This is a genomic window from Stenotrophomonas sp. STEN020, from assembly GCF_056760195.1.
Genome location: NZ_JBRREI010000008.1, coordinates 74,711 through 91,568, shown reverse-complemented (window position 1 = coordinate 91,568; position 16,858 = coordinate 74,711). Strand labels below are relative to the sequence as shown.

At 50.9% G+C, this 16,858-nt stretch carries 13 protein-coding genes; 1 reads left to right on the top strand and 12 read right to left on the bottom strand.

Annotated elements, in window-relative coordinates; translation table 11 throughout:
• Positions 1 to 14: 14 nt before the first annotated feature.
• From mobF to ACVOLZ_RS05480, 12 genes are all read right to left on the bottom strand, one after another.
• Complete coding sequence (gene mobF / locus ACVOLZ_RS05535) at positions 15 to 2,816, bottom strand: MobF family relaxase (protein ID WP_481515372.1); 2,802 nt, start codon at positions 2,814 to 2,816, stop codon at positions 15 to 17.
• Complete coding sequence (locus tag ACVOLZ_RS05530; RefSeq protein WP_481515371.1) at positions 2,816 to 4,759, bottom strand: ankyrin repeat domain-containing protein; 1,944 nt, start codon at positions 4,757 to 4,759, stop codon at positions 2,816 to 2,818. Before ACVOLZ_RS05530 ends, mobF begins: the two co-directional genes overlap by 1 nt.
• A gap of 53 nt (positions 4,760 to 4,812) precedes the next feature.
• Positions 4,813 to 6,294, bottom strand: a complete 1,482-nt coding sequence (locus ACVOLZ_RS05525; protein WP_481515370.1) for a type IV secretion system DNA-binding domain-containing protein — start codon at positions 6,292 to 6,294, stop codon at positions 4,813 to 4,815.
• Positions 6,295 to 6,427: 133 nt separating this feature from the next.
• Positions 6,428 to 7,291, bottom strand: coding sequence for a M15 family metallopeptidase (locus ACVOLZ_RS05520; RefSeq protein WP_481515369.1), 864 nt, complete (start codon positions 7,289 to 7,291; stop codon positions 6,428 to 6,430).
• Positions 7,292 to 7,386: 95 nt separating this feature from the next.
• Positions 7,387 to 8,205, bottom strand: a complete 819-nt coding sequence (locus ACVOLZ_RS05515; RefSeq protein WP_481515368.1) for a hypothetical protein — start codon at positions 8,203 to 8,205, stop codon at positions 7,387 to 7,389.
• A 19-nt stretch (positions 8,206 to 8,224) separates the two neighbouring features.
• Positions 8,225 to 11,200, bottom strand: a complete 2,976-nt coding sequence (locus tag ACVOLZ_RS05510) for a type IV secretory system conjugative DNA transfer family protein (RefSeq protein ID WP_481515367.1) — start codon at positions 11,198 to 11,200, stop codon at positions 8,225 to 8,227.
• The gene (locus tag ACVOLZ_RS05505; RefSeq protein ID WP_481515366.1) at positions 11,197 to 11,844 is read right to left on the bottom strand and encodes a hypothetical protein; all 648 of its coding nucleotides are present in this window, start codon (positions 11,842 to 11,844) and stop codon (positions 11,197 to 11,199) included. Before ACVOLZ_RS05505 ends, ACVOLZ_RS05510 begins: the two co-directional genes overlap by 4 nt.
• Before the next feature lie 55 nt (positions 11,845 to 11,899).
• Positions 11,900 to 12,982 (bottom strand): hypothetical protein, encoded by a 1,083-nt coding sequence (locus ACVOLZ_RS05500; protein ID WP_481515365.1) that lies wholly within the window; start codon positions 12,980 to 12,982, stop codon positions 11,900 to 11,902.
• Positions 12,983 to 13,026: 44 nt separating this feature from the next.
• Positions 13,027 to 13,665, bottom strand: a complete 639-nt coding sequence (locus ACVOLZ_RS05495; RefSeq protein ID WP_481515364.1) for a hypothetical protein — start codon at positions 13,663 to 13,665, stop codon at positions 13,027 to 13,029.
• 22 nt (positions 13,666 to 13,687) lie between these two features.
• Entirely contained in the window at positions 13,688 to 14,122 is a 435-nt protein-coding gene (locus ACVOLZ_RS05490) for a hypothetical protein (protein ID WP_481515363.1), read from the bottom strand.
• A gap of 716 nt (positions 14,123 to 14,838) precedes the next feature.
• Positions 14,839 to 15,015: a hypothetical protein gene (locus ACVOLZ_RS05485; protein WP_481515362.1), complete on the bottom strand. Its 177-nt coding sequence runs from the start codon at positions 15,013 to 15,015 to the stop codon at positions 14,839 to 14,841.
• 44 nt (positions 15,016 to 15,059) lie between these two features.
• Complete coding sequence (locus ACVOLZ_RS05480) at positions 15,060 to 15,242, bottom strand: hypothetical protein (RefSeq protein WP_481515361.1); 183 nt, start codon at positions 15,240 to 15,242, stop codon at positions 15,060 to 15,062.
• Between the two features lie 547 nt (positions 15,243 to 15,789).
• Between ACVOLZ_RS05480 and ACVOLZ_RS05475 the strand changes: the two genes are divergently transcribed.
• Complete coding sequence (locus ACVOLZ_RS05475) at positions 15,790 to 16,848, top strand: HNH endonuclease (RefSeq protein WP_481515360.1); 1,059 nt, start codon at positions 15,790 to 15,792, stop codon at positions 16,846 to 16,848.
• The last annotated feature ends 10 nt before the right edge of the window (positions 16,849 to 16,858 follow it).

The following is a 16,858-nucleotide window of genomic DNA, read 5'->3' as shown; positions in this document are numbered from 1 at the left end:
ACATCTGCGCATTTTTACAAGGTCTGAGTTCGGACTCTCGACCGCTTTGACGGCTCCTGCGTGCGGCCAATCTTGGGCAATAGATCCTCAACGTCAATCTCAGGTTTGGGCTTTTTCAGCGCGTTGAAATGCGCGTTGATCTCCTGATCGGTGACACCGGATTGCAAAATATTTTCGGTAAAGCGTTCGCGCGCAAGGTTGTCGCGAATGCTGTCCCGTTCGTCGGTTGACATGTACCACTTGAAGTCACCACCCGTCATTCGGCTGAAAGCCACGCCTATGGAACTGACATCGCTCATTCCTCCATTGCCCCACAACCGCACCTTCGACATCCCCTGTCCCTGGGCGTCGTGCACCGTGCGGGCGTAGGCCAACTTAACGGCCTTCCACTCGTGGGTGTTGAAGACGATTTCTCTTCCGTCGCTTTCTGAGGTACACGTGATTGTGAAGCCACCTTTGCGTCGGTTCTCTTCAACACCGGTGACGACTGCCTTGGTCCCGTTGATCACACCCATCACCTTGTCGTTGGTGGTGAAGGAGATCAGATCACCTTGAGCCAACGAAATGTCAAAGAATTCCTCCTTGCCAATGGCCTTGAAGGTCGCTTCTTTGCCGGTCACTTCGCCTTTGAGCTTGCGCGCATCACGTATGCGGGTGTTCACCTCTTTAAGATCAGCCAGGGTGTGGGTCATGATCAAAAATTCACTGTGGGGGACGGTCCTGCTCATGTACTCCTCAACCAACAGGTGCATGCCGTCATCTCGGACTGAATACTCTTCGATACACCCACGGGCTTCGAGCTCGTCAAAAATATTATTGCTCTTCTCCCGCACCTCGTTGGTTGAGAGCACCGCACCACGCTTCTTGCGTTTGCCGTTCTCCACGTCGTAGAACATTGCAGCAATGCGGCGATCCTCTTCTTTTTTTTGACGGCGTATTTCGGTGAGTTCAGCGGTGGGTAAAATGTCTTCAAGCAACGACATGCCCATGCCCGCACCCACCGGCTGCAACTGTCGTGTGTCGCCCTGGACCAGTAGCTTTGCTCCACTGTCTTTGCAACGTTGGGCAAGCTCTTGGGACTGATGAATGTTGATCATGCCCGACTCATCGAGCACAACGACGGTCTTGTCGTTAAGTGTCAGCGCGCCCTTTTTGATCATCGACAGGGTCATACTCACTGAGCGGCACTCGATACCGGTTTCGCTGTTCAATTTTTCCGCAGCACCCGTGCTCACGGCGCAGCCGATCAACGTTCGTCCATCGGCCTCGAACACGGCCTTGATGAAGTCGCTGGTTGCCGTCTTACCAGTTCCCGCGAAGCCAGGCACAACGGCTATACCCTCGCTCTCCACTGTGGCGTGCATGATCGCGTTGTACTGCTCGGCCGACGGCCGAAAGCCTTTGACTTTGGCAACCCGATCCACGGCATCATCCGCCGTGCTCTTTGCCACCTGCAAGTGCACTTCCTGTTCGCGGGCTTTGGACTGCTCAACAAAACGAAGTTCGGTGTCCAGCATCCAACGCGCGGCGTAACGAAAATCGGTGTGGCGGGTGGAGAGTTTTTGTCCCAGGTCGTCTTCGTGCACGGCCATAGGGTTGACGCCAATGATGTTCTCGCTGCTCTTGAAACGCTCGAACTCTGCGAGCAACGCCCCACTGCTCATGAAGCCGATGTTCTCCATCCCAATGTGCTTAAGCAACGTGGGCTGGTCGATGATTGACATCTTTTCGTGCAGGAACTTCAGCAGATCCGCTTCATTGCGTGCTTCAATCTTGTGATCCGTCATGCCCTTGAGCTGTTCGAGGCTGGGCAAGTTGAAACGGGTACTGAGATCAGCCTTGAGGTTCTGGAAGTGATCCATTAGCTCGACGTGGCTGGGTTCGTCTTTGTGCTTGCGAGTCTTAGCCCACGCCTCAGCGTCGCTTGTCCCTTTCGCGCGTTCTTCCATAATTTCACGGTGGCGGCTGGATACCGACTCGATCAAATCCCGGTCGTGTAAGCCCTCAACCTCCCAGGACTTGCGGCCGCTGCGCTTCCCGTGCACGTCAATGTGCTCAATCTGACGGAACGAAATGCCGGTTCGCTCACGCATGATGGTTGCCAAGTGGTTCAGCGATACCATGTCGGTTGCATGCCGCCAGCGAAACAGTTGTTGGGCGTCGTAGGTGGACGGCTCTCCGTCTTCGCCCACGCACACGTTGAACCACAAATTGTGGACGTGGGGCATGGGCTCAAGATTTCTGCTGGCCTCATGGAAGTGCATCGAGCGGATGGTCTTGTCCACTTTAATGACATCAATACCGGCCGTCCCACGGCGCGTTTCAATCTGCTTCTCGGCAAACTGCGAGCCCACCTCTGCAGCTTCCATCATGCATTCTTGGATGGTTCGTCGCATGTCGTCGTCGCCCATCATGTACAAGATGCCCAGGCTCTTGGGCGCGGAAAACGTCATATCAAAGCCAACGCGGTGCCCTCCCCGCTCCAACGTCATCTCGGTGCCATCAGCGCGCAAGTAGGCTTCACCGTCCTTCTTTCGTTTGACCTCGATTGTCGGCTTGGCTCCTGCGTTTTTGCACAACGCTGTTCCATCCGGCGCAAAGCCTTGCGCAAGAGCCATCATGTTCTCGGTGTTGGGGGTTACACCAACAAGACCAAGTTCAGCGGCCATCGCCCCACTGAAGCGCGAGGTTGGTGTTCCAATGTTGTTGCCATCGGCATCGTAGTACTCAACGATATCGGTGTTGAGCAAGTACTCGACAACATCCTGCCCTGCTGCGTTCTGACCACGGGAGTTGAGGCGCTTGATCGTGAACATTACATCTTCCTCCGCAAGCGCTTGCGTTCGTGATCAACGTCGGACTCGCCATCGTCGGCCTCGCTGATCTCCAAACCTACAATCTTCGCCTTAATTTCTTGGATTTTTTCCAAGACCATATCAATGGTTTCGTTCTGAATGTCGTTTGATACGTGATCCAAAGGCAAAGCACCCGAAGAGTCTTTAAGATTGGGATCCGCTCCAGCGTCCAGAAGAACCCGCGCGCACGCGTTGCGGTCTTCTGGTGAGATCAGCGAACCATCCTTGCGTAAGATGTGGTGCAATGCCGATTGCCCCATACCATCCAAACGATTGACATCTGCACCAGCGGCGACAACGAGCTCAAGTGCCTCACTACTTGTGCATTGAGAAACAACACTTTCGCCCTCTCCGTTGACGTGATCAACGTTAGCGCCACACTTGATCAACAACGACATTGCCTGGGTGTTGTTCAATTTCGCGGCATGGCTGAGCAGTGTTTCGTTCACTCCTATGCTCAATCTATCTTCCGCGCCGGTCATGCTGAATGAACTCACATGAACAAGGTTGGGCGAACTGCTCAACAGTTTTTCCAACGAATTGACCTGATTGTCCTGCATGTATTCCAATGCAAGGCCGTGAAGTTCAGCGAAGTGGATCGCGTCGCCATGTGTCGCCTTCAATTCAGTCCGAAAATCGTCTGGCCCGAACATTCCAGCAACATCCAAAGGGGTCTCGTCAAACGCATTTTTCTGCTCAAATGCGTCGATCACATCAAATATTCGGTCAGAGGATTGAGAAAGCTTTTCCAGGACCAAATCCAGCAGCCGGGTGTCGCCGACCTCTGCGAGCAAGTGAAGAGCGCTCTCGTTATTGTTATTGACGTGCATAACATCAACCCCAGGGATCTTCAAGATAGCTTCAACGACATCAAGATTCCCAGCGTACACCGCTGATTGCAACGCGTTGTTGCCGTTCTCATCCGTCCAATTGAGATCGGCACCACACTTAATCTCTCGAAGTGTGCCGGCCAGATCTCCCTCATAAATTGTCCGCTGCAATATTTCAGTCGGCGATTCAAATCGGCTCAGAATGCGGGTTGCTGCACGCAATTGACGATCCTCAGCCGCATTTGCAGAGATGACGGCTTGAACATCGCGATTGTGGTTGGCGTCCGACGCCCGCTCACCTGCGTTGTTGACCACTGAGGTGTTCGCCCCAGCCGCGATCAGCGCCAGTGCAGCCTCAGCACTATCAATAACGTGCAATGGAGTGTTCCCCTCATTGTCAACTTCATTGACCAGTGCCCCCTTTCCCAGGAGGTATTGAATGACATCCGTGTCTGTTGCGTAAAACAATGGGCTGCGACCAAGTGAATCCCGTACAAGCACATCATTCATCCGCAAAATTGAGCTACTGCTCGTTTGAGCAGCGATATGCGCAGGTGTTTGTCCAAGCGCATTGGGCTGGGCGTACATCTCTTCGTACTCAAATACGGCAGCTAGATTTTTTTCCAGCGCCACTTGCCACAACGGCTTATCCCCATCCCATTCAGCGCCAACATCGAGCATCTTCAAAATTCGAGGTTGATTATTGGCCTCCACTGCCTCTCTTAAGTAAGCCGACAAGCCCACATCCACTGGCGTGCGTCCAGAGTTGTCCGGCAGATCAGGATCAACTCCCAATGTGATCAGCGCACACGAAAGCTGATTGAATTGCTTGTCGGTGTGTGCAGCAAGCGCATGCAATGCATTTTGCCCTAGAGCATCAACAGCATTGAGATCCGCGCCGAATTTGTACAACGTTTCGGCGAGGTCAGGGCTTCCCCACTCAAAGGCAAAATGCATTGCAGGGCGTCCATCAACAACCAAATCAGGATTGGCACCAGCAATCAGTGACGCCTGGACGCTGTCAATATTCTTCTCAATCAGGGCCTCGTAAAGGCCTGCGTCCTCTTTATTCATTATCGGGAGCTCCATCTACAGATACCCCCATTAAAGCAACACATTTTTCACTGTCAACCAAACAATTGATCTATTTGAGCACTGCTTAAGCCCTTGGGTCTCGGCGCTATTGGCACGGCATTGATTTTCTCAAAAGCTTCGTACGCCGCAGTTGGGTCGGCCGCAGCACGCGTGGCCCAGTCCGCCAGCACTTGCCCAGGTCGTTTGGTTGGCAGGTCCAATCCGGGCCAGCGCAAGAGCATAGGGTCGGCTTTATTCATCCGTACGATAGCGCGTATCTCAAAGCCATCCGCACTCCCAAACGCTCCAAGGGCTTGGGTGAGTTGTTCCTCGTGAACTACCGCCTTACCTTCCGTGTGGACGTTTGAGGTTGGGTTGTGGTCCTTAGACGCCATGAGGTTGGTGGAGAAGAGTTCTGCTGCCGCCTTACGCTCCGGTCCTGCGCCCATCTGGCAGACAATATTTGTGCCGATCACTGTGGGCAGAGCTTTAATTTCGTTGGGGGGATAGTATTTTTCGAGAAACGACAGCAATTGCACTGCGCCAATGAAGCACACCCCTTTGCTGCGCCCCTGCAAGATCAAGGGCATGAAGTTGATGCGGCCTGCCGTCGATAATTCATCGAATATGAAATTGATGGAGCGCGGCTTTTTGCCCTTCTTCGTGAGCTCTTTATTTTCCGGGAACGACGGGGAAATGATCTCTTGCACGGCAATATTAACCATCGCGGAGATGTACGCCGCCGTCAGCGCTTCCAATCCACCACCCTGGACGATCACCAACTTGCGGCCCTTGTAGTCGTCTCTGATCCATTCGGTGACCGCAAACCGACGCTTCCCGACTTTCGGCCAAGCTGCGGCCATGTAGTCAATACTGGTCGTGAAGGCCATCACCGTCTGCATGACTGAGGACGTGGTGTTGCTATCAGCGTTCTCAACCAGGGGAAACGCTGCCCTGTAGCTCTTAAAGATCTCCGGGCCCATTTCCGCAGCCGTCTTGTTCTTTTGGTCTCGAAGTTCTGGGAAACCCCACTTCTTGCCGTGCTTTGCGATCAGCACCCGCAGCGCACCTGAAAAGACCATCCGGGCCGCACTGGTGAAGAATTTATTGTTGCCACCGGACTCATCAGGAATAAAGCACTTGACGAACTCGTCCACTTGAATGGGCGTGTGCACATCACAGCCAATGTCCCAGACGTACGAACGTTGGTCGTACGGACTGACAATAATGGGGCGGGGATATACCGTGGTCGTTCCTTTCGTATCCAACTCTGATGCACTGAAATCCTCGTACGCACAAAAGTCACCCTTTACGTCGTACAAGAACATTTTTTCATTCCGGCTGTGTACAATCTGGCGGATGATGTGGACCAGGATCTGGGTTTTGCCAACACCCACCGCACCTTGGATCAACACATGCCTAAACCACTGCTCGGTTGGGAGCATCAAATCCGGATGAATGGTTCGGGATATCTCTTTCTTGCAAAACTGCTTGCTGACCATCCGCGCATAAGACGGTGCATCTTCGATGTGCACACGTCCTCCCTTGATAACCCAGGTGTTTGTCTTAGGCTTCAAGGAATAAACTGCCGTGACACATGACAGGCTCAACGAACACGTCCAGGTTAAAACCCAACGGCCTATTTGTGGCGCGGTGTTGGCAACGATCTCACGAAATACGTTTGCCTCGTTGTGGAACAGGACTCCAATTGAAAGCAAATTGAGTCCCGCCCGAAACGACGTGTGAAGTTCGTACGCAAGTGTTTGAGTTGATGGAATAAGCGCGTGACCAAGTGCTCCAAGAGTCACATACGTCGCGATAAACACTGCAACCGTAGCTAGACACGCCGTATTCCAGTACCGAACCGGAACTGTTGGAGCAATTGTATTGGGCACCTGCCCAAACAGGTGGTTGTAGACTTTCATTGATAACCCCAGTGTGCTTACAAAATTGGATCCCCTCCGTTGATATAGACATTGGACGATACTTCTTTAGCAGTTCGCTGCTGTCCACCGCGACGAAATTGAAGTTCAGCTCCTTCCGAGCTCGCACAGATGCAACACATTCATCGTGCATTTCTGCGTGGGGATAGTCCTTAAGTGTTTTCCATGCCCCACCCCACTCCAAACCAACAGCTTGAACGAGTTTTCCATACAGCATGTAGCCATCGCGCACATGGGTGTTGTTGAGGTCCCAAGACGGCTTGCCATCGACGTACACCACGCTGTCCACGGCCAGGCGGTAGTTGTGGCAACTGCGCCCTGCGCCGACGGTCGTCACGCCTGTATTGCTTGCCAGCAGTGCTGCTTGGCGTTTCTCAGATCTGTGCCCTTCCAACGCGCGCATGTCGTAACCATTGCTTTGCATAACCGCGTAGACTTCTTGCAACTTATTGGAAAGCGACGGGTGGACGGAACGCAGCACCTTCTGACTTTGCTGTTGGGATTGCTCAAATTGCTTGGCTTTTCCGCCGTGAACCGTCGCACAAGACGTAAGCCCTAATAACACCAAAATAAATAATACATGCTTCATGTTATCCCCAAATTTGAAACCTCCATTCATTAAAGATGATTTATTGAAGCTGTCAATATGAGTAAGGCCACCGACGGGTGGCCTTACCTTCAAACTTACTGCCTGCTTGTTCTGCGCTCTGTATTTTTGTCGAACTCACTTTCGTGCTCACCGTTTGCATTGTTGCCAGTCGCCTTTTGGTTGTTTTCATACGCAATGACTTCGTTCTCGCGCGGTGGACGGCCCAACTCCATGGTCAACTGCTTTTGCACGCGCGCCAACTCTTGAAGCTCTGGGTCCAGGCCCATCAGCGTTTTACTTGCCCACTCGTTGCTCCCCATACTGGTGCCGTCTTCTCTTTTCCCTTTGGCAAAGGCATGAGGATCATTGTCTTTCATGCGCCCTAACACTGAAAAAGGCGTGTCGTTTTGCTCCGCCTTGTCGGCGTTGTTTTGCAAGGATTTATTGAGATCAGCCTCTTCACTGGGCAGCATCCCCAGTTCACGACGCTTGTTCAAAGCACCCTGCAATTGCTCATATTTTATTTCACGCAACGAACTTATGCTCTGTATTTCTTCCGGCGTGCATTTCGCCTCCCACTCTTCCAGTCTTTCGTAACAATTGGACACGGCATTCTCATGGTTAAGAAACTCCTCCTTCCACCCCTTTACCCCAAATATAAACGGCTTAGATTTTGCAAATTCTTCTTTTTCCTTAAGCGCGTTCTCGTAATCCCTATTTAAATCGAACAACTTGCTTCCACTTTCGCGCTTGTGAAGTTCCGTGTCGTACTTGAGTAGGCGTTGATCTATAGACAGCGCTAGCTTATCCGCCTCCGCCCACCGTTGGTCTTCCGGCTTCTCAGAGTTGTACTTCTGTGTTCGATAAAAGTCATCAGGTTCCGGCATTAAATCTTCAAATTTGTTTGAGTTCATTCGTAGCTCCTTATTATTGTTAAATTAGACTGGGAATGTCTTTGCTAAATACAGGCGTAGTATCAATAAAGTCCACTCGCGGCGCGCCTGCTCGCTGCAATACAACAAACGCCTTGCGTCCAGCCGTGCCCTTGAGGACATCGTTAAGATGTTGGACCGTGATGATGTTGCCATAGGTGAAGCCAGGCGTTTCGTTAGCGCGTATAAATGGCGTGGCTTCTTGCGAGGCGCAATCCACATCGCTACCGGACAAGTGATTGTTTACCTTCGAAATACTGTACGCATTGTTCGCCGACATCTTGTTGACAGCCCCTGCCGACATGATTTTGCCAAACCCGTTATGCTTCATTTTCAGCAATGCTGCACGCTGAGGGTGATCATCGATGTTAATGATGTTGTTGGTGTAATCCAACACGGAGCGGTCGAAATCAACACCCATCTGGAACGGTCTGTGTTCCATCACAAGTGCTGCCCCGAGGCGTTTTTCAATGTAACGATATGTTTCAGCACTTGATGGCAACAACATGAAATTATTGAATTGGTTCAGGAAGTTCTCAGCCTTATCGTGGTTTCCGTTGAAACGTGTGCGCACCCCTTCGATGTCCTGAGTCAAGAAGTACAACGAAACACCCCATCCGCGACAGGTGGATGCAATTTCATATGTTGTTTCATTGATGAGTAATTGACATTCATCCATCATCAACATTAACTTAGTCTCATTCGGATCGTTGGCCCACGTGTCTGGATCACGCCGACGCATGTACGAATAGATCCGCTGCATCAGCAACACCGAGATTGCGCGAGCTCCAACGCCATATTTGTCAACGTTCAAATCGATACCAATGAACTTACCCCGGTAGACTTCTGTGATGTCCACACCGTGCTCGGTGGATTTCCAATCGCCACCCGGAGTCCCGTCGTTGAGGCCTTTAGCATCCAACAACTGATTGATGCGCGTATTGACGTTGCCCATGAACGATTGGCGAGCTTCATCGTACTGATCTGTCCATTGATCCACAAAATAGCTAATAGCCGCCTTAAGTTGTGATCCCTCAATCAAGAGCTCAGGATGAACTGTGTAGACATCCCGATTCATCAATTGGCCCGGCACCTTGTAACCCAGCAACGAAAGGATTGCCATTCCTTCAGCCGCCAACACATATGAATCGTCTTTTTGCTTTTTAACCTTCCCAAGCTTAAGGCGCATACTGTTTAACGAGACCAAATGCCAGAACCACGTTCTCCCTTGAGTGATGATAGATGTGTAAGCAACACGAAGAGACTGTAAGCGCGCCTTTTGCTTTTGGTAAGAAACAATCTCAGGAGAATTGTGATCCCAATCTTTGTTCTTGGAACGCGCCGACTGTATGGACGACAGATGCTTAATTTGAAGATCCAGATTCGTGATCTGTTCTGCGGCATTGGCAATATTTACTTTCTCAATATGAACGCAAGCATCCAGAATGACTGCGGCGCTGCGCAGATAATCGTCGGCACCTTTTGTCCAGTGGTCTTCTTTGTCCGTGGGATCCAGCGCCTTCAGCGCTAAGACGAATTCGTGTGGATCCAAACCTTCCATCGGCGCCAAACGAACACCCGGCTTTATGCAGTAATCCAACCCGTTGCTGACCTCCCCAGCCAACGCGCCTTTGCCGCAGGCAACAAGCATGCCCATTTTGATCCCTGCCTTACGCGCTTCAATCATTTCTTTGACGCGGGGGCGGGCTGAGTTGGTTGTCTTTCCCTGCCCCGTCTCCGCAAGCGTCATGAAGTGCATTGTCATATCGTTCATGGTGAGGATCATGTCGATACCAGCAAGCGGCGAGCCCCAGTACTGGCGCTGCGCATGGACGAAGCCAGTGGATTTCCCAATCTTAAACTTGTGCGAACGGTCAGCGGCAGCGCGTTCGCGTTGTCCTTCTCGCTTCTCGTTGAGCATCTTTCTGTTGGACTCATTGGCTGTACCAGTGACCGCCGAAGCCTGCAATTGAAGTTCCCAGGCGCGGTTGGTTTGATTTTTGTTGGCGTAACTCATGGGATACGCACAAAAGAAGATCGCTACAGCCATCGGCTTGAGGTAGGTGGGAAGGAATGCAAGCAAAGCCAATGCAACCCATACTTGTAAAACAAAGACGGCTGCCTTACCCGCCGCCGCTAATGAACCACCAAATTGGCGTTTATCACCAAGCTCGTGACCGATCAATCCAAAACACGCGCCTACAAAGGCCGTTGCTCCAATAAAGAAGAACGAGGTCGTGAGATTGTCCTTGATCGCCTCAACGCTGCTCCAATCCAAACTGCCTAAAGCCATCTTCGTTTTCATGACGACATTGCCAACTGCGTAGGGCAGTCTTTCGTAGACCCAAGAGTTGGACGTAAAGACACACACAGCAAGGATTGCGATGTACATGCCCAACCCCTTAAGCGCCTCGGAGCTTTTTTCAGATTGGTGCAATGCGTACATGTTTATAAGAGCAAAGACGGCGGGAATGAGCGCCAAGTACGAATTTATAAACAGACACAAGAACGTTGCACATGCGGCAACTGGAATGGCTGCGTATGCAATTAGTGTCGCTGTGCTGTCGCGGCCCTGACCTTGATCGTCGGGGTGTACGAACTTTTCCCAGGCCAATCCATCGGTCGTTTCACGTCCTGATATTGCGCCTGAGTCGTCCAGATCTTTCTCGACCTCAGCCATCCATGGTTCAAACATTTCTTTAAGTTCTTGCTTTGAGTAACAGGCCTTGAGCTCTTCGGAAATACTGAACTCACCCGACGGACCGGATTCGCTATCGAAATCACAACCCGCCTCAATTAAGAATTCGATATCCTCGTCTTTAACACCACGAAGCTTGTCGGTATACACATAGCGGGAAGCGATATTAGCAATACGTTGATAACGCGCGTACGAATCCTCAGCTAAATCTTGCTCAATGCTTTTGTACGAAGATCCCTTGGTCAATCGACGAACTAAATTTTCGATGAAATAAATCACATACCACCCCCTAAGTTTTCATATAAATCCCCAGCATCTTCATTGCCAGCACTATCATTCGTTTGCGCAGCTTGTTTTTCTTTGCCGATATTTTGTATTGCATTATTCTTGCTTGACTGAACCCTTTCAATTCCGCGCTTAACATCGCCATCAACTTGAGCATTGTATTGTTGTAAACGCAATTCCTTTTCTTCCGGAGTGCCCTGCATTGAATTCAGTTGTTTTGCGTATTTCTCCTTAGCCTCAACGCCAGCTTCTTGAAGGAGGGCAATTTTGTTTTCAGCCGTGCGCTCAATTTGGGCTTTCATTGAAGGCTGAATGACATAGATTGCTGTAAGCAAGAGAAAACAGGTTAATGCCCCTGTGTAGAACACCGCTCTTGACGCGACGATCTCTTCTGAGTCTCGTATTTGCGCGGTCGCCAATGTACTTGCCTTCCAGGACGTGATCCCGTCGCTGCGCACATCGTTGCCTGATCCTCGATCTTCTTTTGTGTAGTAATACTGCTCACGCACCTTTTGATGCATGTCGGGCATGATATCCAGCGCGGATTTCAAGAACAGCTTTCCATACAAGTCATACAAGCGGGACGCAAAGCGTATTTGCCGTCCCTTCTGAAACATCATATATTTTAATCTGAGCATCTGCATTTCTCCTGGCGTTAGACCAGTCAATCATTTTGACCGGCACTGTCAATACCTACTTTATTGAATTAGACCATCTGTCCAAATCGTCATTCGCTTTTTCTTGCCATTTATTTCCTGGCTGCGCGGGCTCGGGTGCGGCTGTCGCTTTTTTTGCTGGACGCTCTTTTCGCCCGGCGACTTTTGGAGCTGCTATATTCGCCTTCACGGGTGGTTGGTCCGCCACCTCTGGTTTAACTAATTGATCAACAGCCAGGACAGAGGGCGTGGTTTCTTTTTGCTGGGCAGGTTCCGCAACCTCAACAGTTGCTTCAACCACTGGCGTGGCGGTTTCGCCTAACGCATCCGAGATCGCTTCTGCGATTAGATGCTGTGGATCAGCCGGCGCTGCAATCGGAGACGGTGCGGTTGGACTCGCCGCATCTGCTTTTGAAATATTGAAATGCTTCCATCCATAAAAGGTGCCAGCACAAACAACCAGTAGTGCAATACATACATATATATAATGAGTGCGTCCCGAACTCAATTTTTGCTCTTTGGCGGACTTCTTAAGCCTCGCGATGTCGCGATCAATTACCATTTTATTTATTGCAACCTTCTTTTCCAGTACAGCAACCTCTTCCGACAACTGCTCCTCTTCTTTTTCCAGTTCAGCGATACGCTGCGACTCGAGCTCTTCCGCTGATGGCTCTTGTGAAAGCCCCTCGTCATCAGGCTGCTCCTGTTGTGTCATGACATTCGACGTGCCCTGGAGCGACACGTGTGCGCTTGTCTGTTCGAGCAACCGACCTTTACTGGGTTCCGCCACTGGGATGGCGTCTTCGGTGATGTCTGCTCTTGGAGCTTCTGCGTCAGCTGAGGCCGCTTTACTCTCGTTTCGGTCCTGAATCGCCTTGACACTTTTTTTAATCCCACTGAGCAAACCGCTGCCAGCTTTCAAAGCTCCGGAGCGAACCAGCCCTGCGCCCTTCTGGATTGCCTGCGCGGTCAGTTCAACGCTGTCTGACTTTCTTTCCGGGCCGTGCGGTCGCTTGCGCGGGTCATTGACTTCGATACGCGAGTTGATGGGTTGCACCTTGCGCTGCGCTTGGATCTCTTCAACGCGCCGCTTAAACTTTTCTTTTTCTTTATCATCCATTTTGTTCTCCTGTGGAAGGGGCGGTCGTTGCCGCCCCTTCCCTGTTAGTGAATATCTGCAATGGGCGTGATGACCAACTTGCTGTCACCTGTCCCGCAGTTCAAATGGGTGATGTGCTGAACACCCTGTCCGGCGTACGCGTTGCGTTTTCCCAACTCGACATAGGGAACTTCACAAGCAACCTTCCCACTGAACGTGAAGGTCAACTGGTTTTTTGCGCTTTGAGAGATTGCCGCAATTTTGTCGAAAACCTTTCCGGTTTGCGCCGACACAGCTTTCATGTCGTCTGAGTTGTATGCAATTTCCATCGAGCCCAGTTCATTGCTGACCGCTCCACTCTTTTCGGTGCTGCTGACAACCGCAACTTTGGTTTGCATTCCTGCGGCCTCGGCTTGCACTTGAGCTTCTTGGAATTCTTTCAATTGACGCGCCTTGCTCCATTTTTTTCCGACCACGTTGCCAGCTCCGCACCCAAGTGCACCACCTGCGATACCACCGACAGCTTTGTTGTCCTTCAACAACTTCGTCCCAAGAAACCCACCCAGGACACCGCCGACCGCGCAGCCGATCTTTCCGGCCTTTGATGTGCGTTGTTCGCTTTCTGCTTGATCTTGCGCGTAGACCAACGTGGAACTTGACATGAGGGCGGCGCACACCGCCACTGAGATTACAATTTGTTTCATGAGTTACTCCTTTGATAAGTTATTAGTATTTGATATTTCCATCTGCATCCACATAAGGCGACTGTATTCCCGACATACCAGCGGGATTATTTTGCACGGGCTCATACCCCGAAAACATTTCGTTGACCGAGGCGCTTAAAGCCTTGAGGTACTTGACCAACAATTCGCGGTTCTGTTCGTGCTGCCCTTTGAATTCCATCTTCATTTGTTCAAGAGCGATTTTCGTGTCAGCGAGAGATTGCAAACGCATCTCAGCAACTGTGCGCCTGAACTCAAAATGCAACGCGTCGATTTCTTTTTTATGTTTTTCAATGACACAATCTGTTTTGCTGCGGTCCAACCGGTCGCTCACTGACGCTCGCACATAGTCGGCAAACGAAACACCGATGAGACCCGCACTGCGATCAATGGCCGCGATTTCGTTTTCTGTAAATCTGATATTTTTCTGTTTTGTCATAATGTTTATTCTTTCAGCAACCTTTATTCATCAAAACAGATTTGCTATTACTGTCAATGTGCAAGAAACACCTTATTTTTATTGGATATCGCTGAAATGAAATAGCGCCCACGGCTATACGAGCTGATACCGCCCTTATGGCTTACGGCTCAACGGCTTGCTTATGCTTTGGTGAGCGCTTTGGTATCGGCGTTACAAACACTTTAGTGCGTAATGTGCATAGTCTTTACCAGTCGGTAGGTCACACGCCTTTCATCCTCTCCCCCCGGCTGTTGCTTTTCGCTTTTTCCGAACGCGACACATTTTTTTCATCAAGTCGATCCGGACGCCCCGCTCTACCGCCCGACCTACGCACGCCATACGCTTCTCAACTACATCGACAAGCTCACCGTACCCCTCACCGCTGTTGCTCCATCCCTGGACAACCTCTGATTTCGTTCACCGCCAGCCCTCGTTGCTTCGACACGCAAACCGTACGCTTCAACCCGTCTCTGTACGCACCTCCGCCCGCACTGAGCTTTGGCCTGGCCGTATCAACCGCTTGCTTGTTGTCCCCGTCCTCTGCCTTGCTTTGCAGCACACCAACGAACTCTGTAGACCACTTTTTTGTTTTTATTTCCAAATGTTTTCTAGCGACACCCTTCACTTGCATTCACGGACGCAAAAAAAAGGACCCGGCTTATCGGGTCCTTGGGATTGTTTACATTCATGGCGATTTAGTCAGTACCTACATGGTAGACATCTACGCTATGGTCTTGAACGGCCATCAGCGCCGCATGATCAGTGGTGTCCGTCACGTCTGAGTACACCACAAGGGCACAAGTGGTGAGCACCAACGCCAGACTGGCATGGAACAGTACGCGCATTCGCTTTTGATATAGTTCGTATTTCATATGCAATTCCCCTATAGAGTGTGTTGTTTGTCGTGCGGCTGCACTTATTTGTTGCTGGCCTTTTGCGACGCTGCGATGACCGCCTGGGCTTGTTCGTACGCATTGGGCTGATACATCACCGCGTCAAAGAAGCCGTTGATAGCGTTGAACGCCATCACCGCGATCACGACCGCTGCCACCAGCAAGCAACCTGCTTTAATTGCGAAACCTTTGAAATATACGTCCATATGTGTTCCCCCGTGTTGAGTTTGATTATTGAGTTTGATTAGAGCGCCAAGTCTTCAATGCGGCGCGTGATGACGAAATACAAGACGACTGCGACGGTTAATGCTGCGATTGTGAACATAGTGAATTCCCCTTTTGATTGTCTATATTTTAATCTTATGAGGAATAACTTAATTGTCAACCCCATTTACCGACAATTAAAACCAATATTCAAAACTGTGAGGCAGTCGTTGGTTTTCTATTGGGCGCAAAAAAAAGAGCCTACTGAGAGGCTCTTTTCTTACTGCATCTTTCCGCCCTACAAATCGAAAGCCCATATAACCAACCGGCTGACGGCGGCACTGCCTATTGCCGTTGCACACCCGGTGATCCACGCACTGGTGAATCCAACATCAAGAACGATGTTGTAAAACATTGCGGTGCACAACATCATTGCGATAACTGAAGTCATGTAAACACTTTTACTTACAAAGATATCTCCAAACATACGCACACCCCTTATTAAACAGATATCTTCATTAGATTGGAAATAATTTAATTGTCAACCCAATGAATAGACATTTAGATTTTGTGGCCATTGACAGTACTGCTGCTTTTGACATTCTGTTCAAAACAGGAGCAAATATGGATCCACTCAATCATTTTAAAAGCGCGCTCAACGTTCGGCAGGTGCGCACGCCGAAATATCTCAAAATAATTGTTTTCAGCAACCACAACGGCCAGTGCCTGTACTGCGCGTGTCCCTTGCAATCAAAGTCATGGGGTGTGGTTCAACTCATCCCGAGATCGATGGGAGGTATGAAAAGCAGCGACAACCTCGCGCCATCGTGCCGCTCCTGCATTGCCAAACACGCCAACTCTGACGTGCTGGGGGCGCTTCGTTCCAACCCTGCTCTTCCAAAATCGCACCTGGACAAGGTGCTAGGCCTGCGCAGTTCGGTGCTGACCAACTCCAGCAATCACCTCACCCAACTGTCGCGGACAACGCCCGTGGCCGCTGTTCGCGACCAGATCAACCGTCGTGGACAACAGGAGCGCGCGGTGGTTTTCGTACATCACGGCGCGACGGTGCTGGTGTGCCTGTGCAAAAAGTCAGGGTCAACGCAGCGCGTCGCGGAGCTCGCTGTGCTCTTTCGCATGCTCAAGGGGGTGGTTGTGGCGGAAGACAAGAGCACCGGCATGATCGTCTTTTCACTGGACCACACCCAGTTCAATCGTGTGGTGTGGGCGTTGATCGAAAACAACGTGCTTCTGAGGGAAATGCCAAGCCGTGAGACGGTTGCGTACAACGATCCTGCCAACTGGCGCACGTTCTGGAACAGAACCTACATCAACCCCCAAGACAACGCCCGACGCCGTGGTCGTGGCGAACGTCCTGCGCCCAACCCGGTGAAGCGTGCGTACTCAACAAACCCAGGGGCCGTCCGAGCCCGCCGCCATCATAAGAAACGTTGTATTGCTCAATGCGAAAAGCAACTTCAAGCGGCGAGGGACATCGATCTCAAATATCTTGCGGGCCTGTCCATTAACCTGGAACAACGTAATGAAATGATGATGTCTGCCCTCAAAGACTTCCTAAAAGAACAAGGGCCGCTGAGCGGCCCTTGATGTGGTTTAC

Bases quoted from the DNA above. Each gene is read 5' to 3' on its own strand.
- mobF (WP_481515372.1), bottom strand. From the start codon at position 2,816: ATGTTCACGATCAAGCGCCTCAACTCCCGTGGTCAGAACGCAGCAGGG.
- ACVOLZ_RS05530 (WP_481515371.1), bottom strand. From the start codon at position 4,759: ATGAATAAAGAGGACGCAGGCCTTTACGAGGCCCTGATTGAGAAGAAT.
- ACVOLZ_RS05520 (WP_481515369.1), bottom strand. From the start codon at position 7,291: ATGAAGCATGTATTATTTATTTTGGTGTTATTAGGGCTTACGTCTTGT.
- ACVOLZ_RS05515 (WP_481515368.1), bottom strand. From the start codon at position 8,205: ATGAACTCAAACAAATTTGAAGATTTAATGCCGGAACCTGATGACTTT.
- ACVOLZ_RS05505 (WP_481515366.1), bottom strand. From the start codon at position 11,844: ATGCTCAGATTAAAATATATGATGTTTCAGAAGGGACGGCAAATACGC.
- ACVOLZ_RS05500 (WP_481515365.1), bottom strand. From the start codon at position 12,982: ATGGATGATAAAGAAAAAGAAAAGTTTAAGCGGCGCGTTGAAGAGATC.
- ACVOLZ_RS05495 (WP_481515364.1), bottom strand. From the start codon at position 13,665: ATGAAACAAATTGTAATCTCAGTGGCGGTGTGCGCCGCCCTCATGTCA.
- ACVOLZ_RS05490 (WP_481515363.1), bottom strand. From the start codon at position 14,122: ATGACAAAACAGAAAAATATCAGATTTACAGAAAACGAAATCGCGGCC.
- ACVOLZ_RS05485 (WP_481515362.1), bottom strand. From the start codon at position 15,015: ATGAAATACGAACTATATCAAAAGCGAATGCGCGTACTGTTCCATGCC.
- ACVOLZ_RS05480 (WP_481515361.1), bottom strand. From the start codon at position 15,242: ATGGACGTATATTTCAAAGGTTTCGCAATTAAAGCAGGTTGCTTGCTG.
- ACVOLZ_RS05475 (WP_481515360.1), top strand. From the start codon at position 15,790: ATGAATAGACATTTAGATTTTGTGGCCATTGACAGTACTGCTGCTTTT.